Raw genomic sequence first — 24,254 nt, 5'->3', positions numbered from 1 at the left:
TCAACAGGCGTTATTTTAATTGATAAATGGTTTGTCTAAGTTCGTTAATGACTTCGTCGGTTTGTGCTTTATATTCTGCAAACTCCATTCTAAGTTTATGCAGGCCATTTTGTAAATCTTCTAATGATTGTTGTGTTGGAAGGCCGAATAGCTCAGCTGCTTGTTCAGAAAAAGCATGTTGTGTATTTTTTAAGTTATTTAATGATTCAAACAATTTTTTTTGCGCATTTATATAGTCATCTGTTTGACTGATCTCACTAAACGCCTTTTCTCCAGCAGTTAACCAAAAAATACATAGCTGTTCATTCGATGCGTCTGGAGACTCATCTTTCAAAGCTTGAAAGTGCTTCATTGCTGATTGGCTTAACTTGGCATAAAGCTGATTTAATTTAGACAGCGCTGCTTGAATACTAGAGAGATTTTCTTGGGCCTGTAATGGAAGTTCGCAGATTGCTTGGGTAAATTGCTGTATCAGCTGGGTATCAGTGCTTGATTGAAAGTTATTGAGGCTAAAAAAGCTTTGGAGCCATTTAGTTTGTGGGTTTGATGCTGTGTTAAATCCGAGAGTGCTGGGTAAGTCCCAAAATTTTGATAAATCAGTCTCGTTATTATTTACGTTGTTAATTAGCTGCTGATAAAAGTCGCCATGTTCTTGAAACTTTTGCAAAACGGCCTTGTACTCATCTGGCAGCTTACTGTTCATTAATGTAAAAAACTGAGTATAAGGGCTTTTAGTATCTGTGGTCATTTGTGTTGTTTCTAATGAACTAGCTATGATTATATTGAAATAAAACTAAAACGTAATGCTGGCTTTGATGTTTAGTTGCTTTGTAAGGGGAGTGATTGTTGCGCAATAATCTGTTTAAGTGACCAATGCTTAATACCCCAATTTAGAATGTCTGCTGTGCTTGATTCTAACAGTTCTTGGGGTGGGTTTAAGCTTAAATGAACAAATGTTCTTAAAAGTGTGGGTTTAACAGGTGATAATGAGATGTCGCTCGCATAAGTTTGTTTGCTCAATTTAATGCCGCTAGTGTCTGTAATAACAGGGATATGGGCATAATGAGGTGTTTGTATGTTCAATAATTGTTGTAAATGAATTTGTTGGTAGGTGCTGTCTAGAAGGTCATGCCCTCGTAATACTTCAGTAATGCCTTGTGTATTATCATCTATAACAACAGCAAGGTGATAAGAATAAACACGGTCTTTACGAAACATTACAAAATCATCATGCTGTGTTTGTAGTTTATGGTGGGAGGGACCTTGCACGGCATCGATAAAGGATATTTTTTTATTTGCTAATCGGATACGTAATGCAGAAGGTTGATTGGCTTTTAGCGGATGGCTTAGACAATGGCCGTCATAAAGACCTGCGTGAAGTCCTCTGTTGGCTAAATCTTTGCGAGAGCATTGACAGGGATAAAGTAATTGACGTTCAAGGAGTTGTTCTAACGCCTGTTGATAGTCATGATGGCGAGTGTGCTGGTAGAAAACAGGCTCATCCCATGTAAGGCCGAATTGCTCGAGCGTTTTAAGTATTTTGCTGGAATACTGTTGCTGACAGCGAGCGGAGTCTAAGTCATCTATTCTTACAAGCCATTTGCCGCCTTTAGATCGTGCTTGTAAAAAGCTAGCAATAGCCGTGTATAAAGAGCCGTAATGTAAAGGGCCGGTTGGAGAGGGGGCAAATCGCCCCCTATAAGCTGGGTCCAAAGCAACCAAAAGATAGGCTTAAGGCAAAGGCATCAAATCTTTTGTTTTTCTCTTATCTCATCAAGAGATTTACAGTCAATACATTGTGTGGCAGTTGGGCGTGCTTCTAAACGCTTAATAGCGATTTCTATGCCACATGTTTCACAAAACCCATAGTCACCAGCGTTCAACATGCTAATGGATTCATCAATTTTTTTGACCAGTTTACGTTCACGATCGCGTGTTCTTAACTCAAGGCTAAAGTCAGCTTCTTGGCTGGCTCTATCTGTTGGATCTGGAAAGTTTGAAGCTTCATCTTGCATGTGATGAACGGTACGGTCCACATCATCCATTAGGCCTTCTTTCCACTGCATTAGAATAGATCTGAAGTGTTCAACCTGAGCAGGACTCATGTGTTCCTCACCTTTCTTTGCTTTGTAAGGTTTAAACTCTAGGTGACTTGCATCTAAATTTTTATCTTTGTTTGTAGCCATTATTTTATTTGTTACCAATGGTTAAAAAAATCAAGCGCGCATAAATATCAGATATTGCGGAAATAAGCAATGTTTTTCGTCGATTTGAATGCTCGTACGTTCAGTTGTATTGCTCTAAAATATAGACTTTATTTCAGGTTTCTACAAAGGTTTTTTGATGAATGTTGGGAAAGTTTCTAAGCGCGTTGAACAGGTTTTTCCGTTTTATGTGATGGATATTATGGAGAAAGCTAAAGCGCTTGAAGAGCAAGGGGAAAATGTTGTTCATATGGAAGTAGGGGAACCAGACTTTCCAACCCCTGAACCGATCTTAAAGGCTGCTCAAGGTTTTTTGGAAAAAGGAGATGTTCACTATACTAAAGCGCAAGGCTTACCTGCCTTACGAAAAAAAATAGCAAGGTATTATCGTGATGAGTATAACGTTGACCTATCGCCTGAACGTATTTTTATAACGCCAGGTGCATCAGGGGCCTTAACGGTTGCCTTAGCATCATTGATAGATGCAGGTGATGAGGTGCTGACCTGCGACCCGGGGTATCCCTGTAATAATAATATAGTTACTTTATTTGGGGGGCAGCCAACCTCTATCAATGTTGGTGAGGAACATGGTTTTCAACTAACAGGGCAGTTAATTGCACAAGCATGGTCGAAGGCAACACGTGGTGTAATGATGGCCTCACCCTCAAACCCAACTGGAGCAACGGTTAATTTTGATCAGTTACAAAATATTGTTCAAACAATAAGAGAGCGAGAAGGGTTTTTAATTTCAGATGAGATATATCATGGGCTTGTGTATGGGCAACGAGCCATTTCAGCATTAGAAATATCAGATGATGTGTTTGTTTTAAATAGCTTTTCAAAGTTTTTTGGAATGACAGGCTGGCGCTTGGGTTGGTTGGTGGTGCCTGAATACGCTATATCAGCTGCAAATCGGCTTATGCAAAACTTATATATCTCTGCACCAACGCCTTCGCAATATGCCGCTTTAGCTGCCTTTGATGAGGATACACGAGTGATTTTGAATCAACGTAGAGATGAGTTCGAGCAGCGTAGAGATAGGCTTTACGAGGGTTTGGAGTCATTGGGGTTTGTAATGATGGCTAAGCCACAAGGTGCGTTTTATATTTATGCGGACTGCCGATTATTTACGGATGATAGTTATGCGTTTGCTTTGGAGTTATTGGAAAAAGCAGGTGTAGCAACAACGCCAGGGAAAGACTTTGGTTCTAGCGAACCTGCGAGGTATCTTCGGTTTGCATACACGACATCAATTGAACGTATTGAAGAGGGCTTAAAGCGAATTAAAACCTTCTTAGCAGAACGTGGTAGCTAAGATTAACTGCATAGTGCAGGGTTGGCTCGCTTGAACCTATTAGCTACCGTGTGTAATTAGTTTCTTTTCCCAGGCTAAGGATGTTTTAACGATCAGGTTTAAATCATCGTACTGAGGTTGCCAACCAATGGTTTGACGGATTTTTTCAGCCACAGAGATGAGTTCTGGTGGGTCGCCGGCACGACGGGGCATTTCTTCGACACAGATGGGTACGCCATGTTCTTCATTAATAGCGTTAATGACTTCTTTAACGCTAAAACCATGGCCGTAACCACAATTAAGGGTTGTTGATTCGCCATTATTTCTTAAATAATCCAGAGCGTTAATATGTGCTTCAGCTAAGTCAGACACATGGATGTAATCACGAATACCGGTGCCATCGGGTGTTGGGTAATCAGTGCCAAAGACAAATAATTTTTCACGTTTGCCAACAGCAACTTCAGCGGCGACTTTAATGAGTAAAGTCGCATTTTTTGTTGATTGACCAATTTTTCCATCGGGGTCCGAACCGGCAACGTTAAAATAGCGCAAGATAACGTGATTGAGTTCTGTGGCTTTAGATAAGTCGCGAATCATCTGCTCACTCATCAGTTTAGAACTGCCATACGGGTTAATCGGTGCGGTAGGGGTTTCTTCTGAAGCAAAACCGGTTTCAAGTTCGCCGTATACAGCAGCAGTAGAGCTGAAGATTATATTTTTTATGCCCGCTTTAGAGCAGCACTCCAACAGGTTACGCGTGCAACAGGTATTATTTTCATAATACTTCAGTGGGTTTTCAACAGACTCAGGGACGATGGTGTGAGCTGCAAAATGTAGGACAGAATCAATATTGTGTTGTTGTAGGATGCGGTCTACAAGTTTTTTGTCGCCGGTGTTACCTTGAATGAATTTACCGTACAAAATTGAGTGTTCAAAACCAGTTGATAAATCATCTAATATGATGATGTTTTCGCCTCGTTCGCCAAGCAACTTAACAACATGGCTACCTATATAGCCTGCGCCGCCGGTCACTAAAATGGATTTTGCTGTCATAGGGTGTTTTCCAATAATTGAATGGTTACATATTGGCCTTTCTCAATGTCGCTAGCTGATTGCTCTAAGACAATTAAGCAGTTAGCTTTAGACATAGAGCTTAGCATGTGTGAGCCTTGTCCGCCGGTTGAATGAACCAATAGCTCGCCGTCTTTGTTTTCAACAAACCCACGTTGAAATTCGGTACGCCCAGGCTGTTTTTTGATGATTTCAGTTGTTTTGACCTGTAAATTAACACTTGTTTGTGGCGCTCGCCCCATGATTTTATGTAATGCAGGCAGCACAATTTGCTGAAAGGTCACCATGACTGAGACAGGGTTGCCCGGCAAGCCAAAAAAAGCAGCCTCGCCGATAGTACCAAAAACTAGCGGTTTGCCTGGTTTAATGGCAATTTTCCATAAATTAACGGTACCAATTTTAGCCAGAACTTCAGCAATAAAGTCGGCCTCACCAACCGAAACGCCACCAGTGGTAATGATCAGGTCACAGTTTTTAGAAGCGGATACCAACGCTTCTTCAACAGCAAGGCGGTTGTCTGGAATGACACCTAAGTCTATGGGTGTAACACCCGCTTGTTCAAGTAAGGCTTGCAAGGTGTAGCGGTTGCTATCAAAAATTTGCCCAAGTTGAGCTTGTTGTCCAATAGAAATGAGTTCATCACCGGTTGAGAAGAACCCCACGGTGAGTTGTTTGAAAACGCTAATGTCTGCAATGCCACAAGCTGCAAGTAGCCCTATGTCGGCAGGCTTTAAGAGCTTGCCTTTATTGAGTATTGCTTGATTCTTTTTTGTGTCATCTCCAATGTTTCTGATGTTTTCACCGTGTTTTGGTTGCTGTGTTATTTGAATCTGTTCGTCGGTTCGATGAACATTTTCCTGCATGACAACGCAATCACAATCATCTGGAACATAGGCGCCGGTAAAAATTCGGATACATTCCCCTTTAGCCACTTTTTTGGTGAAAGGTTTGCCGGCCCAAGAAACACCAATCACTTTTAGTGGTTGACCTTGTTGGTCAGCGGTTCGAATGGCATAACCATCCATGGATGAGTTCCTAAAACTAGGAACATCTACAGCAGACTTTATATCTTCATAGGTGATTCTATTAAGCGAGTCCTTTAGCGATACACGCTCATAACGATCAGTTTGCTGAAGCGTTTGTAAAATTTGAGTTAATGCTTGCTCCAGTGTTAATACCCCAGGGGTGCTACAACAGTCAGTCATTCTGTGGCCTTTAAAAATTGGTCGATGATAAAGTTAGCGATTTGTTCAGGCTTGTTTATGTCAAAGTGTGGAAGCTCTGTCGATAAGTTTGTGTTGCTGGCTATAGCGATAATTGAAGGGTCATTAGTGTATAGAAAAGGGGCGTTTAATTCAGCTCGATGCAGTTCAATTTTTGGATAAAACGTGTGTTTAAAGCCCTCAACTATCACCAAGTCAACAGAGCCTGGAGGAAAGCAATCTAGTTGTTCTGCCAGAGTGGGCTCGTTTCCGTCTAACTCGGTAATCACCGCGCGACGATGACTAGAAACCAACACAACAGGTGAGGCCCCAGCTTTTCTTAGGCGATAGCTGTCCTTGCCTGGTTGATCGAATTCAAAATCATGGTGGCTGTGTTTAATTAAGCCAGTTTTCAGCCCGCGTTCATTCAATATAGGAATGAGTTGGCTGATAAGCGTTGTTTTCCCAGTGCCGCTATTGGCTACAAAACCTAAAATAGGCGCGGGTGGTGACGAGTTATCCGCTGTGTGCGAGTTCTTCATGTGGTTAAAAGTGTGACGCATTAACCCATAGGTGAACATAGATACTGGCTATATAGCCTAACGCGATAATCGGTGTCCATTTAAGGTGAGAAGCAAACGTGTAAATGCCACGAGCCTGCCCCATTAAAGCTACACCTGCAGCCGAGCCAATGGACAGCAAGCTACCACCAACACCAGCTGTAAGAGTGACTAACAGCCATTGGCCATGTGACATATCTGGGTTCATCGTGAGTACCGCAAACATAACAGGGATATTATCGACAATAGCCGAGAGTACGCCTACGATGACATTGGCAACCGTTGGTCCTAGCTCACCATACATCGTTTCAGAAATCATGCCTAGATAACCAATAAAGCCTAATCCACCGACAGCCATAATAACGCCGTAGAAGAAGAATAAGGTGTCCCATTCTGCGCCAGCCACTTTTTTAAAGACATCAAAGTCTTTATCACGAGTATAGTCAGTATTTCTCGCTTCCATGCCCTCGTTAAATCGGTCTTCTGTGGGGTTGCCGCTAAAACGATAGGTTCTTTTGAGGTAGTAGCCAAAAAACTTTAAATACGCCAAACCGGTCATCATGCCAATAGCAGGGGGTAAATGAAGAAAGTTGTGGAAGCTCACAGCCGTTAGAATGGTTAATAAGAATAGGACGACAATAACTATTCCTCCGCGATGCATTACAAGTTGTTCGCCGTCAACTTTGTCGGGGGAGCCGCTTGGAATGAAAAAATGCATGATGGCCGCAGGCACGAGGTAGTTAACAAAAGACGGCAAAAATAAGGTGAAAAACTCGGTAAAACGAACAAGTCCTTTTTGCCAAACCATCAGAGTTGTAATATCGCCAAACGGGCTAAAGGCACCTCCAGCGTTTGCTGCAACAACGATAGCAATACATGAAATGGCCACAAATTTTGGTTCTTTGGTACCAACCGTCAAGGCAACTGTGCACATAATAAGCGCGGTGGTTAAGTTGTCAGCTATTGGGGATATAAAGAAAGCGAGTATCCCTAAAAGCCAAAACAACGATTTATAACTAAAGTTTTTCTCAACTAACCAACCTCTTAACGCATCGAACACACCTCGTTCTATCATGGCGTTTATGTAGGTCATGGCGACTAGGAGAAAGAAAAATAGCTCTGCGTACTCAAGAAAGTTATGTCGTATTGCAATTTCAGCTGAGTCATCAAAACCATGTTGTTGGTAAGCAATGGCAATCATGATCCAGATGATGCCTGCTGCTAAAAGAACAGGCTTCGATTTGGGTAAATGAAGCTGTTCTTCAAAAATAACTAATAGGTAGGCAATAGCAAATACGCCAAGGGCTAAATAGCCAATTATATTGTCGGTTAGATCAAGATGACTTGTTTCGCTGGTATTACTAGCAAACGCTATGGTGGGTAGAAAAAATATAAATAGTAGGTAAGCAAAGCGTGTAGATAAGTTCATTGATTCCTTAGGTGTAATACAGGTGGGTGGGATAGATATGAAAGGCATATTATATCATTGACAGACTACTGGATCGCAAACCTTAATTAGCAAATGTGACTCTGAATTTAATTGTGCCCGACCTGATCAGGCGACGTAGGCAGGTTTGTTTTTGAGCCTGTGTAATAGGCGCAAACGGCCATTGAAAGGGCATTATAAATAGGTGGATATGGGTTAACTGCAAGAAATGAAAAACATGCGCACTAATCTAACAAGCGTTATTAGATGGAACTAAGATCAGCTATTATTTTTTATTTTTCCAATTCTTTTTTCGAGCGGCTTTTAGTGCAGCTTTTTCGGCTAGTATTTTTTCAGTTTTAGCGATCTCAAGCTCAATCATTTTAGGTGTTTCAAGTGTGATGTTGCCTAAGGTTCCACTTCGATAATCATGAATAAAAATAGCAGAAGCCTTATTGAGGTTGACACGACCTCCAGAGACTAAAGCTCCCCTTTTTTTACCGATGGATTCAAGTAGGGCAGTTTCATTTTTTGGTGGCTCATCTAGCGAGTAGCGTTCCATTAAGGCATCGGAGTGTTCTTTTAGAAAATACTCAGCGGCATAATAAGCGATATCATCATATTCAATAGCCGTATCTTTGATGGCCCCTGTGATGGCTAAACGATAGCCGCTGTCTTCGTTTTCTACTTTTGGCCAAAGTAGGCCGGGGGTGTCAAATAAGATTATATTATTGCCTAGGTCAATCCGTTGTTGTGTTTGAGTGACGGCGGGTTCATTGCCCGTTTTGGCAATGGTTCTTCCTGCTAATGTGTTGATTAATGTAGATTTTCCAACATTAGGAATACCTGTAATAAGACAGGTAATAGGGGATATTTTTGTACCTTTGTTTGGTACTAGTTTTTGGCAAAGTGAGAATATTTGTTCACTTTTATTCGGTTGATTTAAGTTTAATGCCAGTGTCTTTGTGTTTTTGTTGCGTTCTAAGTATTCCTGCCAAGCTTTTGTTTTATCAGCTTGAGCTAAATCCGTTTTGTTTAGAATTTTAATACAAGGCTTATCAGCACGAATACTAGCCAGCATGGGGTTTTCGCTACTGTATGGAATCCTTGCGTCTAATACTTCAATAAACATATCCACCTCGGGGAGGCGCTGTTTAATCTCCTTTTGGGCTTTATGCATATGCCCTGGATACCAGTTTATGCTCATGATTAGGTTTATCTGTTAGTTGAGTATCGGTTGTTTCTAATAATGTGGCGGAACTTCATCCAAGGCGGAAAATAGGCTTTTCGTGTCCGTGGATGTGTCTTGAGAGCGGTTTGTTAGCTCTTTGATTTGTTTTTTGAGCGAGTCTATTTGATCTTGCTGCTGACAAAGAACACGATCCAATTGTTGGATCGTGTCTTCTTGATATGCCACTTTTATTTCAAGCTCTGTAATTCTTTCGTCCATACTTAAGTTTAAAACGACTTGGTTTTTTTCTTTTTAGGTTTTTTAGTGTACGTTTTTTTCTTACCTTTAGCGGGTTTCGCCGAGGTTGCGGCAGGCTTTGCTACATGATCGGTTCGCTCGATATTAAGCGGCTGATTTCGAACGCGAATTTTTTTCAGGCTTTGAAAAACAATTTTTGGCATGCCAACGGGCAATTCAATATAACTGTGGTCTTCATTGAGCTCTATATGGCCGATGTGTCTTGGTTCAACATCTGCTTCGTTGGCAATGGCGCCAACAATATCACCCGGCATAACATTGTGGTTTTTTCCAACTTCAATGCGGTAGTTGTCCATCGGCACTTTGGGGTTGCCACGTTTACTTTTGGGTAAATCATCTTTATCTGGGCGCAATGATTTGCTTCTTCTTTCACCTTTAATTGAGGCGTCTTGACGAGGGCTTTTCCCTTCTTTGGCTGATGATTTTTTAGAGGATTCCTCAAGCATCAATGGTTTGTCTTTTTGAGCCAAATAGGCCAATGCCCCTGCTAGTTGAATCGGGTCAGCATCGTGTTCTTCTATATAGGACTGAATAAGCTGGTGGAAAAAATCTAATTTCTTATTCGACATCACTTGTGTCAGTGTTGCTTTAAAGTCGTTAGCTCGTTTTTCATTAACTTGTTGGCGAGTTGGTAACTCCATGGGTTTGATTGGCTGACGGGTAGCGTTTTCAATAGCACGTAGTAGGCGACGTTCGCGTGGTGCAACAAATAAAATCGCCTTGCCTGTTCTACCTGCGCGACCAGTACGCCCAATACGGTGGACATAGGCTTCTGTATCATAAGGGATGTCATAGTTCACAACATGGCTGATACGGGCAACATCGATGCCGCGGGCCGCGACATCGGTGGCAACCAGAATGTCAATTTGACCTTTTTTCAATTGACCAATGGTTCGTTCACGAAGCGCTTGGGTCATATCACCATTAATAGCCGAGGCGGAATAGCCACGGGCTTCGAGTTTTTCAGCTAACTCTACGGTCAATGCTTTTGTGCGGACAAACATAATAATGCCGTCAAAGTCTTCAACCTCAAGGATTCGCGTTAAAGCATCTAGTTTATGTAAGCCGCTAACCATCCAAAAACGTTGCTCAATGCGTTCAACGGTTGATGTTTTAGAAATAATTTTAACGACTTTTGGTGAGTTTAGATATTTGTCGGCAACACGTCGAATGGGGGCAGGCATGGTTGCAGAGAATAGGGCAACCTGTCGTTGCTCTGGTGTTTGTTCTAAAATCCACTCTACATCTTCAATAAAACCCATTCTTAGCATTTCATCGCCCTCATCTAAGACGATGGTTTTTAGGTTATCTAGTTTTAACGTCTTACGGCGTAAATGATCCATTACACGGCCTGGTGTACCAACAACAACGTGTACGCCGCGGCGCAGTTGCCTTAATTGGGTATCCATCGCTTGGCCGCCATAAATTGGCAACACATTGAAGCCCTTCATTGAGCTAGCATAGGTTTTAAATGCCTCAGCAACTTGAATGGCTAGTTCACGTGTGGGTGCTAGCACTAATACTTGCGGGCCGCTGACTGTTAAGTCAATTTTTGATAAAAGGGGTAAAGCAAATGCGGCTGTTTTACCAGTACCTGTTTGTGCTGTACCAATTAAATCATGGCCATCTAGCAAATGTGGTATTGCTTCAGCTTGAATAGGAGAGGGTTGTTCGTAACCGATGCGTTTTAGAGCGTCCATTACAGGAGTAGACAACGCTAAGTCAGCGAAGCCTAAGGTAGGTTGGGATGTCATTTTTAGAGCCTTCAATTGGGATAGTCGGGGTGTTAGATTGCATTCATCTAAACCTTCTATCAGAGATAAAGTGGTTATTATAAACTTTTATGCTTAAAAATTGGAGATTAACCGAACAAGAGCAGTAATCACCCATTTTGTTGATGAATTAAGCGCTTAAAGGATGCGCAAATTAATAAGAATCAGCTATTCTTTAAGGTAAGCAGTTAATAAAATTCAAATAAAAAAAGGGTTAGCAAAATGGAAAATGGGAGAGAGCATCGTTTATTGCTTTGTTTATTGGTTTTTTTCTTCCTAACAGCCTGCGGCAGCCCGCTTCCTAGAACAGAAGATGTGACTAAATCGCCTTGGAATAGCTTCAAACAGGCCATGTCTGCATACGATAAAATTATTCTTAACCAAACAACAATCGAAGAGTTACAGCAATTGGGTTTTAATCCTTACTCAACACCAAATGTAAAAATACTGTCGTACTTAGATATTCTGCAAAAATTTATGCCAACTAATTCTGTTAAATTGGAGCACCTACCAGTAAGTGTTAGAAATTGTTTGATGAAGCAAGAGGCCTGTATTGCCTATGAGGCGCATCCGGGTATTATTAAAAGAAAACGCGTGGGTAGCGTGTTTAATGATTTGTTGGGCTTTAAGCGTAAAACAATAGAAACGGGTTGGCGTTTTGATGCGCTGATTGTGTTAGATAATGGCGTAGCTGTTTATAAAATTTGGAGTGGCGTGCCGTTTCTAGATTCTGAAAAGTCACGCAAAAACCCATTAGGGCCATTGCAAGGGTCGGGCAGTTCGTTGGCCAGAGATGCTTTAGGCGTTTAAGTATTTTAAATTTAGTTTTATATTAACTAATAAAAAAGCCTTGCCATGTTAATGGCAAGGCTTTTTTTATACTGTTCCTAGCGTTGTTTCTTACACGCTGGTAGTAATTTCTATGCCTCGTTGTTTAGCCATTGTCATCGCCGTATCAACAATCATATCTTCTTGGCCTGCAATCATTTTCTTTCTGCCCAGTTCAACGAGAATATCTCGAGCAGGAATACCAAAGCGTTCAGCTGCACGTTTTGCATGCAATAAGAAAGTTGAGTAAACACCAGCATAACCTAAGGTTAATGACTCTCTATCAACACGAATAACATGATCCATTAATGGCAGAATAATATTTTCTGACAGATCCATGAGCTTAAATAAATCAACACCTGTTTCGATGCCCATGCGCTCACACACAGCGGCAAAAACTTCTAATGGTGTATTGCCTGCGCCAGCACCCAAACCGGCTGCTGATCCATCAATTCGGCTAGCGCCTGCTTCAATAGCTGCAATAGAGTTTGCAATGCCCATTCCAAGGTTGTGATGACCATGAAAGCCAATTTCTGTTTCAGGTTTTAACGTATCACGTAAGGCTGAAATACAGCGCGTAACATCTTCAGGCAACATATAACCAGCCGAGTCGGTTAGGTAAACAGTTTGTGCACCATAAGACTCCATCAATGCTGCTTGTTCGGCAAGGCCTTTAGCAGTATTTAAATGGGCCATCATTAAAAAGCCGGTAGTATCCATGCCCAATTTGCGAGCAAAAGCGATGTGTTGAGGTGATGTGTTTGCTTCCGTGCAATGCGTGGCGACATGAACACTACGTGCGCCAGCATCATAAGCGGATTGAAGTTCCTTCATCGTGCCCATTCCAGGAATCAGCAAAACCGACACAATAGCTTGCTTCATTAAAGGGGCGACGGCAGAAATGTATTCTTCATTAGTGGCCATTGAAAAGCCATGCTGCAATGAATTACCACCCAGCCCTGCACCATGTGTGACTTGAATGTATGGAACGTTTGCATCATCTAATGCGGTTGCAACGCGAACCATTTCTTCAACAGAAATTTGTTCACCCTTGGCATGCATGCCATCACGCAGGCACATGTCATGTAAAATAACTTTGCGGCCATCTAATGAGCTTAGTTTTTCGGTTGTTGACTCTGACATTACGCAGCCTCCACAGGTTTAAGAGTTATTGTTCCATTTTGAATTTCTTCCGCGAACATCTCTGCCGTTCTAGTGGCAGCAGCAGTCATTACATCAAGGTTGCCAGCGTATTTGGGTAAATAGTCACCAAGCCCTTCAACTTCCATAAACACAGAAATTTTATTGCCATCAAAAATAGGCCCATTAATAAGTTTGTAGCCTGGGACGTACTTTTTAACTTCTTCAATCATATTTAGGATGGACTCAACGATCTTGTCTTCCTGTGGTTTATCATCGGTAATACAGTAAATAGTATTACGCATAATAAGTGGCGGCTCAGCAGGGTTAATAATAGCTAAGGCTTTGCCTTTACGAGCACCGCCAACCGTTTCAATAGCGCCGGAGGTTGTATAGGTGAACTCGTCAAGGTTTTCACGAGTACCAATGCCAACAGACTTTGAAGCAAGGCTGGCCACAATCTCTGCATACTCAACAGATTGAATGCCTGATACCGCGCTGATAATAGGAATAGTGGCTTGCCCTGCACATGAAATCATATTTACGTTCATTTCAAGCTTTTCAGTATGCTGGCTTAAGTTAACGGGTGGGACACATAAGGGGCCAATAGCGGCTGGTGTTAAATCAATCATTAACACGCCAAGCTCATTAAGTTTACGGCTGTTTTCAGCGTGAACATAGGCACTGGTTGCATCAAAGGCTATTTGAATATTGTCCTCAAGCACATGAGGTAATAAACCATCGACACCATCAGAGGTTACCTTGAGGCCCATATTTTTAGCGCGGAGCAAACCTTCAGACTTTGGATCAATACCTACCATCCAAACAGGTTCAAGATAAGGGCTTCTTTGAATTTTATAGATAAGATCTGTGCCAATATTGCCAGATCCAATCAATGCGCACTTGATTTTTTCCATGATTGTCCTTTTTTTGTGGAGAGGTATTCGCTATGAAGCTTGGTTATGAAGATTTAATGTTAACTAAATAACCAAAATTAAAAGTAAGATTCTACTATTCGTGTCTTTAAAAAACTAGGTTTTTGTAGCTGTGAGGGTTTGGGCAGTTTTAGTGGCTTATTTTTGGCAGACACGAAGCTTACTTTAAGTTGCTTAATCGCTGAGCGAAAGAACCACTTGATAACCGTTATTCAACGCTCGATGTTGATAAGACCAGCCCAATTTAGTCGCTAATTTATCGATCAGTTTAATACCTATACCATAGCCATCATCTAGATTTTCTTTTTCAATATAGTTGGGTGCACGTGGGCTACTTTTTTCTTTATTTATAACAGTAAGTATTTGACTATTAAGGTTTATCTCTACCGAGCCACAATAAGTATGTTGGTATGCATTACGGATGATATTCCCTATGATTATTTCAGTGGCTGTTTTAGGCAAAGTTAGCTCACAGTTTTCTAAATGACAGTTAACGGTGACTTCTTTACCTGACAGTAGGTACATTAAATTTTCACTGATCTGTTCTATCATTGACTTAATATTGATGGCGTTTAGCGGCAGGGTTTCATTTGTATCCCTTCCTAGCCATAACAGTGTTTCGGTTAAATCGGCCATCGTTTTTGAGGCGTGATCAATGCGAGCAATGGCATTATTGCCTTTAATATTTTCAGGATCGACAACTCTTTGCAAAAGTTCACTGCTGCTGCGAATAACGGCAATAGGGGTGCGTAATTCATGGCTGGCATGGTTAACAAACTCTCTTTCGCGGTATAACGTCGTGCGAACATCTTGCAAACTGTTATGAATAATATGTGCAAGGGCATCTAGTTCTTTATATTTAAATGAAGGAATGGGTGAGTCGAGTTGTTTCTCGTCAAGCTTAGCGGCCCATTGTTGAAGCTTTTCTACTGGCCTTGTGACGCTGCGCATAAGAAACTGCAAAGCAAGCGCAAAAGAAGCCAGAGCAATTAGGCCAAGCAGTATGTTATAGATAATGCGATTGATATGAAAAGGTCTGGTTTGACGAGTGGGTGGGGCCTCAAAAGCTTGTGATACATAGCGAATATCGCCATTTGGTAAGCGTGCCAGCAAGGCAAACTGTGCAGATTCTGGTCTTTTAAACCAATTCGGTTTGTTAATGTTTTTTAACAATACGTATGGCTGAAAGTCGGTGGGTTTAAAGCTTGAGCGAATTTTTTCAGGTAACTTGTTGTATTGATCTGAAATGTAAAAATCAAGAATTTTTGCACTACCGCTTGTATCTAATTCAGCCCTTTCAGCAACACGAATCATGGTTCTTTTTAGCATGCCGTCCATGCCATCAAAAAAACTATCACTGTTTTGAATTGAAAAAAGAATGATCAAAATGGCCGCAAGGCTAAATAATGACCACAAAATATAACGGCGTAAACTAAGTCGTAAATCATTCACCATACTATCTGCGCTCCTGCTTGTTATCGGTTTGCTCAATGTCATTATCGTCTGCAACCTTTGAGGATGGGGTGCTTGTTAAAGCAATACAGAAACTAGCGTTTGGAAGTGCTTTTACCTCTATATTAGAGCCGCCTTGAGCCAGTAATTTTCGTAGGTTATGAATATGCACCTTTAAGGTATTACTTTCGGGCGCTTCATCTTTCCAAACGGCATCGATAAGGCGCTGGCGACTGACGGCATTACCTTGTTCACGAAGTAGTACTTGAAGGATTTTAAAGGTGGTTGGGCTGAGCTTTAAAAGGCTCTCGTTAACAGAGGCGATTTGTGCTTTTAGATCTAAAGAAACATTACCAAATTGGAGTTTTCTTATTTGTCCAGAACGTCGTGTCGACAGTGTGATCACGCGGGCGACTAACTCAGCCATCTCAAAAGGTTTCACTAAGTAATCATCGGCACCCATTTGAAAGCCTTCTAGTTTACTTTCTAGCTTGTCTCTGGCAGTTAGCATGATGATAGGGGTGTCATCACCTTGATTTCTTACATGTTCGCAGACACGAAACCCATCCATTTTTGGAAGGTTGATATCAAGGATGATAACGTCGAATCTTTGTGCATTCATTAAGTTCAAAGCGGCAATACCGTTAGCGACATGATCGCAGGCCATGTCTTCCAACTCTAAATAGTCAATAATATTGCCTGCAAGGCCTAAATTATCTTCTACCAATAATACTCGTATCATCTGCTCTCCAATATGCATTGATCGATCTAGCTCTGGTTATTTTCTGTAGTTGGCAGCTTCATTTTGCTTAACGGCTGGTTAGATAACGCACGGTTAAAGACGCCAGAGATATCATCGTAAATTAACAATAAAGCGGGGGTTAATAAAAGCGTGATAAACGTGGCAAATAAAATACCATAGCCCAGTGATGCCGCCGCTGGGATTAAAAATTGTGCCTGCATCGATGTTTCGCCCAATATTGGGTATAAGCCTGCAAATGTGGTGATAGAGGTGAGCAGTACAGCGCGCAAACGACTTGTACATGCTTCGATAACAGCGGCTTCTATCGCTAAACCTTCTTGACGTAAGGTATTAAAACGCGAAACCAGCAATAAACTATCATTCACCACGACACCGCTTAACGCCAAGACGCCATTGAGTGATAATAAGCTCAACATGAGCCCGTTAGACCAATGACCAATAATGGCGCCAACTATTCCAAAGGGGATGGCTGTCATTATTATTAATGGCTGTACATATGATTTTAATGGAATAGCTAACAGCGCAAAAATAGACAATAAAGCGAGAATAAATACGCTTTGCATTGAGCTTTGTGTTTCGGCTTGCTCTTCGGCTTCTCCGGCAAAATACAAGGATAAATCCTGATATTGTCGTTCCAGCTGAGAAGCAAAACTTTCGTTTAGGTGGTTGACCAGTTCAGTAGAAGTAATCAGATCGCCGTCAACCGATGCGCTTACAGTGAGTGCTCGTAGCCCGTTAATGCGCACCACCTGTTTTTGTTGTACATCGGGAATAATGCTGGCAACAACACTCAAAGGAACAACCGTGCCATCGGTCAACCGTACTTGCGTTGTTAATACATCAGAGGGATTCATTCGGTCTTTTTCTGGGTAACGCACCCTCACTTTAACTTCATTTTTATCACGCAGGTAACGTTGAACAACTTCACCGCCAAATGCTTTTAGCAACTGTTGGGACAGGCTTCTGGTATCCATCCCCATGGCGCGTCCTTGTGGCGTTAGTTCAAAACGCATCATCGCTTCGCCTGGCGTTAAAGAGCTTTCGATGGCATACACACCATCGATTTCAGATAGCTTTTCTATGAAGGCGTTGTTCACCGCCGTCAGAGTATCTTCATTAATGCTTTTAAGCTCAACTTTAAAGCCTTCCACCATTTCACGACGAGAGCGAATTTTTAAACTTTTTACGCCTTCTAAATTTCCCGCTAGTTGGTTCCAGCGTGCGGATAGCTCATCTAAAGAATAGGGCTTGGCTTCATCTAGCGAAATAGTGAGGCTGCCACTTTGGTCGCCATTTGCCAATATTTGCAAACTACCAATGCCAGTTCCTGATTTATTCTTTTCTTGTAATAATTGTTTATCAGCTTCCAATACTGCTTGCTCAAGCGTTAATAGGTTTTTTTCATTTTGACCAAAACTCGCGTCACTGTGCAAAGCCATATTGGCTGTGACGGTATCACCTTGCATGCTGGGGAAGAAGCTAACACGTACCGCACCGGTAAGCGGCAAGCTGATGACGATAATAAAAACAGCAATAAAAAATAGAGTGGCCGCATAACGATACGCAACAGTAAGCTTAAGCAGCCGTTTGTATACTCGATAGTTAAACCACTGTAAGCCATTGTCAGCGGCTGTTTGTATTTTATTCCAGATGCCTGCTAAGCCGGTTTTTGTTTGCTGTTTGGTGGGCAAATGGGCTAAATGCGCCGGTAAAATTAGTTTTGACTCAACCACCGATAACAATAAACACAGGGTAACAACCGTGCCGAATTGTGAATACAAGGTACCTAAACCACCCGACACATTAGATAAGGCAAAAAACGTGGCGACCGTTGTTAGCACACCAAATAACGTCGGTATAGCAACTTTATGGGTGCCCAGTATGGTGTTATCCACGGTGTCGCCATGCTTTTTTCTCGTAGAGTAAACACTTTCGCCTATAACAACTGCATCATCCACGACAATACCTAATGCCATAATAAAGCCAAAGGTGGTCATTTCATTTAATGTCATGTCGGTATAGTTGCCGGTCATGAAGTACAAGGTGCCGAAGAAGATGAACGGCAAACCGGCTGCAACCCAAAAAGCGACACGTAAATTTAGGAATAACGCGAGGGTTATAAAAACCAGCGCCACTCCCATTAAAGCATTATTGGTTAGCAGGCTTAAACGCTCGGTGATCATGATGCTTTTGTCGTACCAAGTTTCCAGTTCAACGTCTTCAGGTAACAAGCCTTTTTGATGCCATGTTTCAACCACTTCATGGGCTTGCTTTACCATGCTAGTGATGTCACCGTATTCATCCATCATCACTTGAATGCCATAACCATTTTTGCCGTTGTAGCGCGATAGTTTGTAGCTGTCATCGGCGAATATATCAGTCACTTTGGCTATATCGCCAACCGTCAGTACCACGCCAGTTGAATGGGTAATCAGCGGAATATCAGCAAAGTCTTTGGCGTAGTAGGCTTGTTCTGATGCTTTTAAGCGAATGACTTTTTCTTTGTTGCGCAAGCTGGTGGTTAGTGCGGTATTAGACTCTTGGTTAATAACCTCCGACACCGAAGAAAGGGATAAACCGTAAGCCTGTAATTTGGCTTCGTCGATTTCAACGGAGATCATAGGGTCAATAAAGCTACTGGCATTGACGTCTCTGATCTCAGACTTTGCAAGCAAGTCACGTTCAAGTTGTTCACCTAAATATTGCAAGGTGCTGTGGTCTACATCGCCATAAAGTTGCACCCAAATGGCGTGTTGTTGACGGCGGGCTTTTTCTATAACAGGTTTTTCTGCATCGGATGGGAAATTATAAATACTGTCTACTTCGGCCTTAATGTCAGTAAAAAGCACATCGAGGTCATATTCGGTTTCTTTTTCAACTAGCACCGTTGAGCCGTTGGCATGAGAAGTTGAGGTAATCCGTTTGATACCTGGTAGGGCTTCTAGGGCATTTTCAATTTTTATTGCAATGCCTTCTTCGGCTTGTTCTGCGTCACCACTATCGTAGACCATAGAGATGGTAATAAAGCGAGGCTCCATACTCGGAAAGGCTTCTTTTCGAATGTCATTCATGGAGACCAAACCAAGAACGATTAAACTAACCATCAGTAAATTGGCTGCAACAGGGTTTTGAGTAAACCAAGCAATAATGCCCTTATGCTCAGTCATTATTTGATTCTCCCGTCGTTGCTTCAATAACAGCCTGCACCCGAGTGTTGGCCAAATAGCTGTTTAAGGGCCGTGAAACGATGAGCGCACTATTAAGTTGTTGGTATGGGCTGATAAATGCAAAACCTTTATTTTCAAATAACACGTTTGGGGTAAACTTTTGCAAGGTGTTGTTGCTCGGTGAAATAAACCAGACTTCTTGTTTTTGAGAGACAGCTGAAGCGGGTATTTTCCAAATATTATCTAGCTTAATGCCTTGTATTTGAGCACTAACAAAACTACCCAATAGTAGTGGGGGTTGTTGGGTAAGTGGCTTGTTTAAACTAACAATCGCATTTCGTTGTCGGGTGGTCATATCTTGATGAAGTTCTACACGAGATACATTGGCCTGCCACTGAATATTTGTTGAAGCATCCAATAAGGTAACCGGCCAGTCTAGTTCAGCTTGCGAGGTATAGCTGGGTAGCAATGTCCATTGACTAGGCGATAAACCAATGGCTATTTCGGCACTATCGACAGAATATAGTTTTGCGACAGCCCCTCCAGTTTGAATATAACTACCGGGTGATACCTCTCGGCTAATAACCAGTGCATCAAAGGGTGCTGTAACCTCAGTTAACGCTACATCACGTGTTGCCGATGCCACGCTTTGCCGAGCTTTTTCTAATGCCGCCTGAGCAGCTTTTAATTGTGGTGTTCTTAAAACCAGATCTGACGCAGGGTCACCATCTAGACCTGAACGATTCCATTCATCACGTGCTTGTATGCCTAGTAAACGTTCTTCTTCCAACGATACAACGGCTGCTTGATAGTCTGACTGAGCACTTGCTAAGGCTTTTAAGTAGGGCGTCTTGTTAATAAACGCCAGTGTTTCACCTGCTTTTATTAAAGCACCGGTTTTAAAGTTAGCGGCTATTTTATCGATTTGTCCATTTACTTGAGCGATTAAGCTTAAGCTGTCAACGGGTTGAACTTCGCCATAGCCTTTTACAACGGCATGATAACTAGCGGCAGACACTTTATAAACACCAACTTGCGCTTGAGAGTTATCACTGTTTCTTTTAGTTGCATCAGCTTCGGTTTCGCTAGCGTTGTTATTGCGATCCTTTTCGGTTTGCGCTGGCAAGTTTCGCGGCGGCTTGGCAGAAGTTGTGCTTCTATCAACTTCAACACGGCTATTGTCCTTATTTACCGGCTGATTGCCCCGAGGCTTGTTTGCTTTTCCAGCGTCCATATTCATCAGGGTATAAGTGATGGCGATAACAATAGTTGCTAGTGCAATTAAACTGACAAAAAGTTTTTTATTTTTCATAGGGCACTCCAAGGCCTAGTGCTAGGCCTAAGTTAATACGATTTTGAAGTTGTGATGCTTGCAGCTGAATGAGCTGGCTTTGTAAGTCGAATCGGCTGTTGTACACCGACACTAAATCAAGAATGTTAGCCAGTCCTTGACGATATTGACCCTCAATGGTTTTAACGCTTCGTTCGGCATTATCAATGGCCATGCTGGTATATTTTTTTCTTTCAGTTAATGCCCGTTCATTGTCTAGTGCGTTTTGTGTTTCTTGTACCGCGTTTAATAGCAACTCTTGATATAGCCACCAAGCGTTCACAGAGGCTAGTTTTTCTATTTCCACCTGCGCGCGTAGTGCTCCACCTTGAAACAACGGCGCCGTCATCTGCCCAAGTAAACTCCATAATGGATTAGTAAATAAGGCGTCAGTAGCAGAACTAGCACTATCGGTTAATGCCGCTGAAAGGTTAATACTGGGCAATAAAGCTTTATAAGCAACATCAACCTCAAATTCAGACGCTTTGAGTGTGTAATAAGCCGCTTGTAAATCTGGTCTACGCGATAGATTTTGCTTAGGTAGGTTCGCTAAAGGGAGCAGTACATCAGGAAAACTAAAGGATTGATCTAGCTCGGTTAGGCTTTGATCTTGTCGACCTAACAACACCGCAAGTGTACGCCTAGCCGTTGCTAAGTTATATTCATATTGAGCAAGTGTTGCCTGTATGGTGGCACTGCTTGTTCTGGCCGTATCCAAATCATCTAATGAGCCCAAGCCGGTGCGGTAACGGTTTAAAATAACCGTTTCATTATTTTCAAATACTGTTAGCCGAGCGCGTTCTATATTCAATAACTGTTGCTGGCTTAAAATATTAATATATTCACGTAAAACATTGGCCACCAAGCTGTCGCGAGCTGATTGGTAAGCAGCTTCAGCACTTGCTGCCTGAAAGTTAGCAGCGCTGACACCATTGCTGATCTTTTGCCATAAGTCCAGCTCCCAGCTGATATTAAGGTTGTTGCTATAGCCAGAATTCTCATTCTTTGTTTTATTAGCACTGCTTCCGGCACTTAAATTAACATTTTGGTCCGCTTCTGCGACATCGATAGCAACCTGAGCCGTTCGTAACGTCATTAATGTTTGTTGTAAATTGGCATTATTGTTTAATGCCTCTTGAATAAAATTCGTAAGGTTTGGTATTGCCTGAATATCGACTAGGTCTGTTAATTGGCTGACATCTTCGGCAGTAGCATCCTGTGCTTGCCATGTCACCATTTGCCCCGTTGTATTCAGAGCCGATTCGCTAAGCTGTTTATTACCTAAGTTCGCACATGCGTTTAATACCAAAGACACTGCGAATAGGCCGAGCGATTGAATCACTCTATTCATATAAAACACTCCCATGTTTTAAAGTTTTCTTGAGTTTAGTATGCCAAAAGTAGGGTTAAGGCAGGGTTAAGAGTGAACTTAAAGAGAAAACTCAGGCTTATTTAGCAGGTTGTAGGGGTGAGGGAAGGGCGAAAAAGAGATGTGGAGAGGCGTTTATACTAGAGCATTGAGGTGTTGGAATGCAGCCGGATTTTGCACAAGCGGCAGTTTAGTAAAGTTTTCGACAGCTATTCAGACCAACCTCAAGGTGTAAGCCTTTTTTACCTGAAAAACGGCAAATTTTTGTTGTTGTGCTTCCGCCAGGTTTTATACGCGGCTTAGGATTTTTAATTTTTATGCTGGTCAATGGTATATGGGGGCAACTCAATTTCGATAAGACTTGTTGCCCCTAATGTTGCCCCATTTGAGATGTGATGCGAATAGATCGAGTGGGTGGGTTGGGGTGCTAGATGCAAGAAACCCTGCTACATAGCAGGGTTTCTTGGACTTTCTCGGTCTGTATTAGACTGGTAATTGGGGTGGCGGGAATTGAATTAATGTTTTAACCATTTGAAATATAACAAGATAGGCGGTTTAAAATAATATCAGTGTTACTTCTGGTGTTACTAAAGCCAAATATCACCTAGTTTTCCCCTTTGCTTCCTGTGAGAAGGCTTAGATACTTAATATACCTTATTTAATGATTTTTTGGATTCTAACTATGCTCCAACCTGACGACAATATTTGTATGGTTGTATTATCTTCCCATATTCTCTAACGATTTGTATGAGGAAAAGGTGAATAACTTGTTTTTATGGGTTAGTCTGCGCGCTGCAGTTAGATAAGTAAGAAACGCTGTAATTTTCATTGGTAATCAAAAGGACTTGTAATGACGAATAAATTAACGTGTTTTAAAGCCTACGATATTCGTGGCCAACTCGGTGAAGAGCTGAATGAAGACATTGCGTATCGAATTGGCAGAGCATTCGGTACATTCTTGAATGCAAAGAAAGTGGTTGTCGGTGGTGATATTCGCGAAACAAGCCCGGCACTTAAGCAGGCGGTTGCAAATGGGTTGAAAGATGCGGGAGTCGATATTATTGACATAGGGATGGTCGGTATAGAAGAGATATATTTTGCCACCAAGTATTTGGGCGTTGATGGTGGTGTTGAAGTAACCGCGAGCCATAACCCCATTGACTACAACGGAATGAAGCTAGTGCGTGAAGACTCAAAACCAATCAGTGGTGATACGGGTTTAAAAGATATTCAACGCATGGCAGAAGAAAATAATTTCCCACCCGTAGAATATTCCTTAAGAGGCAGCACACAAGAAATGTCTACGCTGGATGCTTATGTAAAGCACTTGCTTGGTTATGTGCAAGCAGAAAAATTAAGGCCACTTAAATTAGTCGTTAATGCCGGTAACGGCGCAGCAGGGCATGTGGTTGATGCGATTGAACAACGTTTTAACGCCGCCTCTATTCCAATTGAATTCATCAAAGTACATCATGAGCCAGACGGCACATTTCCAAACGGCATCCCCAACCCCTTATTAATTGAAAACCGTCCAGCAACCGCTAATGCAGTAAAAGAACATGGTGCGGATTTGGGAATAGCTTGGGATGGTGATTTTGACCGCTGTTTTCTATTTGATGAAAATGGAGAATTTATAGAAGGCTATTACATCGTTGGTTTACTAGCGGATGCCTTTTTAGTCAACAACCCGGGTGCAAAAATTATTTATGACCCGCGCTTAACATGGAATACCATTGATATTGTCGAATCAGCAGGTGGTGAGGCTATTATGAGTAAAACAGGTCATGCCTTCATAAAAGAGCGCATGCGAAAAGAAGATGCTGTGTACGGCGGTGAGATGAGTGCACACCATTACTTTAAAGACTTCGCCTACTGCGATAGCGGCATGATCCCTTGGTTGCTTGTTATTGGCTTATTAAGTGCAAAAAACAAAAAGCTATCAGAGCTTGTCTCAGAAAGAATATCCGCCTTTCCATCATCGGGTGAAATTAACAGCAAACTAGCCGACCCTGATGCATCAATGAAACGCGTATTAGAGGCATTTAAAGAAGACGCAAATAAAATAGATGAAACCGATGGCATTGGCTTAGAATTTGACAATTGGCGCTTTAACTTAAGGCGTTCAAATACAGAACCTGTTGTGCGGTTAAATGTAGAATCAAGAGGTGATGTTTCTTTAATGGATGAGAAAACAAAAGAAATTTTGGCGTTACTTTGAAAGCTGTTACGCTCATAATTTTTTGATATCCAGG

20 protein-coding genes are annotated in these 24,254 nt (G+C 41.9%); 3 read left to right on the top strand and 17 right to left on the bottom strand.

Annotation, left to right across the window (positions count from 1 at the left end; translation table 11 throughout):
• Positions 1–10: 10 nt before the first annotated feature.
• The 3 genes from CYCPU_RS0107825 to dksA all read right to left on the bottom strand — a co-directional run bounded on the left by CYCPU_RS0107825 (position 11) and on the right by dksA (position 2,186).
• On the bottom strand, positions 11–748 hold the full coding sequence (locus CYCPU_RS0107825; RefSeq protein ID WP_015006310.1) for a poly(R)-hydroxyalkanoic acid synthase subunit PhaE: 738 nt from the start codon (positions 746–748) through the stop codon (positions 11–13).
• A 71-nt stretch (positions 749–819) separates the two neighbouring features.
• On the bottom strand, positions 820–1,722 hold the full coding sequence (gene gluQRS / locus CYCPU_RS0107820; RefSeq protein ID WP_016390035.1) for a tRNA glutamyl-Q(34) synthetase GluQRS: 903 nt from the start codon (positions 1,720–1,722) through the stop codon (positions 820–822).
• 23 nt (positions 1,723–1,745) lie between these two features.
• A complete protein-coding gene (gene dksA / locus CYCPU_RS0107815) occupies positions 1,746–2,186 on the bottom strand; it encodes an RNA polymerase-binding protein DksA (RefSeq protein ID WP_015006308.1) in 441 nt (146 codons plus the stop codon).
• A 157-nt stretch (positions 2,187–2,343) separates the two neighbouring features.
• Here dksA and CYCPU_RS0107810 point away from each other — a divergent pair, with 157 nt between their 5' ends.
• Positions 2,344–3,519, top strand: coding sequence for an aminotransferase class I/II-fold pyridoxal phosphate-dependent enzyme (locus CYCPU_RS0107810; RefSeq protein WP_020162431.1), 1,176 nt, complete (start codon positions 2,344–2,346; stop codon positions 3,517–3,519).
• A 39-nt stretch (positions 3,520–3,558) separates the two neighbouring features.
• Here the strand turns inward: CYCPU_RS0107810 and galE are convergent, their stop codons facing one another.
• The 7 genes from galE to CYCPU_RS0107775 all read right to left on the bottom strand — a co-directional run bounded on the left by galE (position 3,559) and on the right by CYCPU_RS0107775 (position 11,000).
• Positions 3,559–4,551: a UDP-glucose 4-epimerase GalE gene (galE, locus tag CYCPU_RS0107805; protein ID WP_015006306.1), complete on the bottom strand. Its 993-nt coding sequence runs from the start codon at positions 4,549–4,551 to the stop codon at positions 3,559–3,561.
• Complete coding sequence (moeA, locus tag CYCPU_RS0107800) at positions 4,548–5,774, bottom strand: molybdopterin molybdotransferase MoeA (protein ID WP_020162430.1); 1,227 nt, start codon at positions 5,772–5,774, stop codon at positions 4,548–4,550. The genes galE and moeA overlap by 4 nt, the downstream gene beginning before the upstream one ends.
• Positions 5,771–6,313, bottom strand: a complete 543-nt coding sequence (gene mobB / locus CYCPU_RS0107795; RefSeq protein ID WP_051088454.1) for a molybdopterin-guanine dinucleotide biosynthesis protein B — start codon at positions 6,311–6,313, stop codon at positions 5,771–5,773. Before mobB ends, moeA begins: the two co-directional genes overlap by 4 nt.
• A 4-nt stretch (positions 6,314–6,317) precedes the next feature.
• Positions 6,318–7,760, bottom strand: coding sequence for a sodium:proton antiporter NhaD (nhaD, locus tag CYCPU_RS0107790; protein ID WP_020162428.1), 1,443 nt, complete (start codon positions 7,758–7,760; stop codon positions 6,318–6,320).
• Positions 7,761–8,043: 283 nt separating this feature from the next.
• Positions 8,044–8,964, bottom strand: coding sequence for a ribosome biogenesis GTPase YlqF (gene ylqF / locus CYCPU_RS0107785; RefSeq protein ID WP_015006302.1), 921 nt, complete (start codon positions 8,962–8,964; stop codon positions 8,044–8,046).
• A gap of 36 nt (positions 8,965–9,000) precedes the next feature.
• Positions 9,001–9,207: a SlyX family protein gene (locus CYCPU_RS0107780; protein WP_015006301.1), complete on the bottom strand. Its 207-nt coding sequence runs from the start codon at positions 9,205–9,207 to the stop codon at positions 9,001–9,003.
• 8 nt (positions 9,208–9,215) lie between these two features.
• Positions 9,216–11,000 carry a DEAD/DEAH box helicase gene (locus CYCPU_RS0107775; protein ID WP_020162426.1) on the bottom strand — a complete coding sequence of 595 codons (1,785 nt, stop codon included), beginning with the start codon at positions 10,998–11,000 and terminating at the stop codon, positions 9,216–9,218.
• A gap of 240 nt (positions 11,001–11,240) precedes the next feature.
• Between CYCPU_RS0107775 and CYCPU_RS0107770 the strand changes: the two genes are divergently transcribed.
• Positions 11,241–11,828, top strand: coding sequence for a hypothetical protein (locus CYCPU_RS0107770; RefSeq protein ID WP_015006299.1), 588 nt, complete (start codon positions 11,241–11,243; stop codon positions 11,826–11,828).
• A gap of 90 nt (positions 11,829–11,918) precedes the next feature.
• Here CYCPU_RS0107770 and dmpG read toward each other — a convergent pair whose 3' ends face one another.
• From dmpG to CYCPU_RS0107735, 7 genes are all read right to left on the bottom strand, one after another.
• Positions 11,919–12,989, bottom strand: coding sequence for a 4-hydroxy-2-oxovalerate aldolase (dmpG, locus tag CYCPU_RS0107765; RefSeq protein ID WP_015006298.1), 1,071 nt, complete (start codon positions 12,987–12,989; stop codon positions 11,919–11,921).
• A complete protein-coding gene (locus CYCPU_RS0107760) occupies positions 12,989–13,903 on the bottom strand; it encodes an acetaldehyde dehydrogenase (acetylating) (RefSeq protein WP_015006297.1) in 915 nt (304 codons plus the stop codon). The genes dmpG and CYCPU_RS0107760 overlap by 1 nt, the downstream gene beginning before the upstream one ends.
• A gap of 192 nt (positions 13,904–14,095) precedes the next feature.
• Complete coding sequence (locus CYCPU_RS0107755; RefSeq protein ID WP_020162425.1) at positions 14,096–15,376, bottom strand: sensor histidine kinase; 1,281 nt, start codon at positions 15,374–15,376, stop codon at positions 14,096–14,098.
• Between the two features lies 1 nt (position 15,377).
• Positions 15,378–16,115 (bottom strand): response regulator transcription factor, encoded by a 738-nt coding sequence (locus CYCPU_RS0107750; protein ID WP_020162424.1) that lies wholly within the window; start codon positions 16,113–16,115, stop codon positions 15,378–15,380.
• Between the two features lie 26 nt (positions 16,116–16,141).
• Positions 16,142–19,303 carry an efflux RND transporter permease subunit gene (locus tag CYCPU_RS0107745; protein WP_020162423.1) on the bottom strand — a complete coding sequence of 1,054 codons (3,162 nt, stop codon included), beginning with the start codon at positions 19,301–19,303 and terminating at the stop codon, positions 16,142–16,144.
• Positions 19,296–20,615, bottom strand: a complete 1,320-nt coding sequence (locus tag CYCPU_RS0107740; protein WP_020162422.1) for an efflux RND transporter periplasmic adaptor subunit — start codon at positions 20,613–20,615, stop codon at positions 19,296–19,298. The genes CYCPU_RS0107745 and CYCPU_RS0107740 overlap by 8 nt, the downstream gene beginning before the upstream one ends.
• Positions 20,605–21,984, bottom strand: a complete 1,380-nt coding sequence (locus CYCPU_RS0107735; protein ID WP_026362639.1) for a TolC family protein — start codon at positions 21,982–21,984, stop codon at positions 20,605–20,607. The genes CYCPU_RS0107740 and CYCPU_RS0107735 overlap by 11 nt, the downstream gene beginning before the upstream one ends.
• An 868-nt stretch (positions 21,985–22,852) precedes the next feature.
• Between CYCPU_RS0107735 and CYCPU_RS0107730 the strand changes: the two genes are divergently transcribed.
• Entirely contained in the window at positions 22,853–24,220 is a 1,368-nt protein-coding gene (locus tag CYCPU_RS0107730; protein WP_020162420.1) for a phosphohexomutase domain-containing protein, read from the top strand.
• Positions 24,221–24,254: the final 34 nt, after the last annotated feature.

The sequence above is a fragment of the Cycloclasticus pugetii PS-1 genome (assembly GCF_000384415.1).
GTDB classification, from domain to species: Bacteria; Pseudomonadota; Gammaproteobacteria; order Methylococcales; family Cycloclasticaceae; genus Cycloclasticus; species Cycloclasticus pugetii.
Note: the sequence above shows the minus strand (reverse complement) of the source record. Positions and strands in the feature narration are given on the sequence as shown.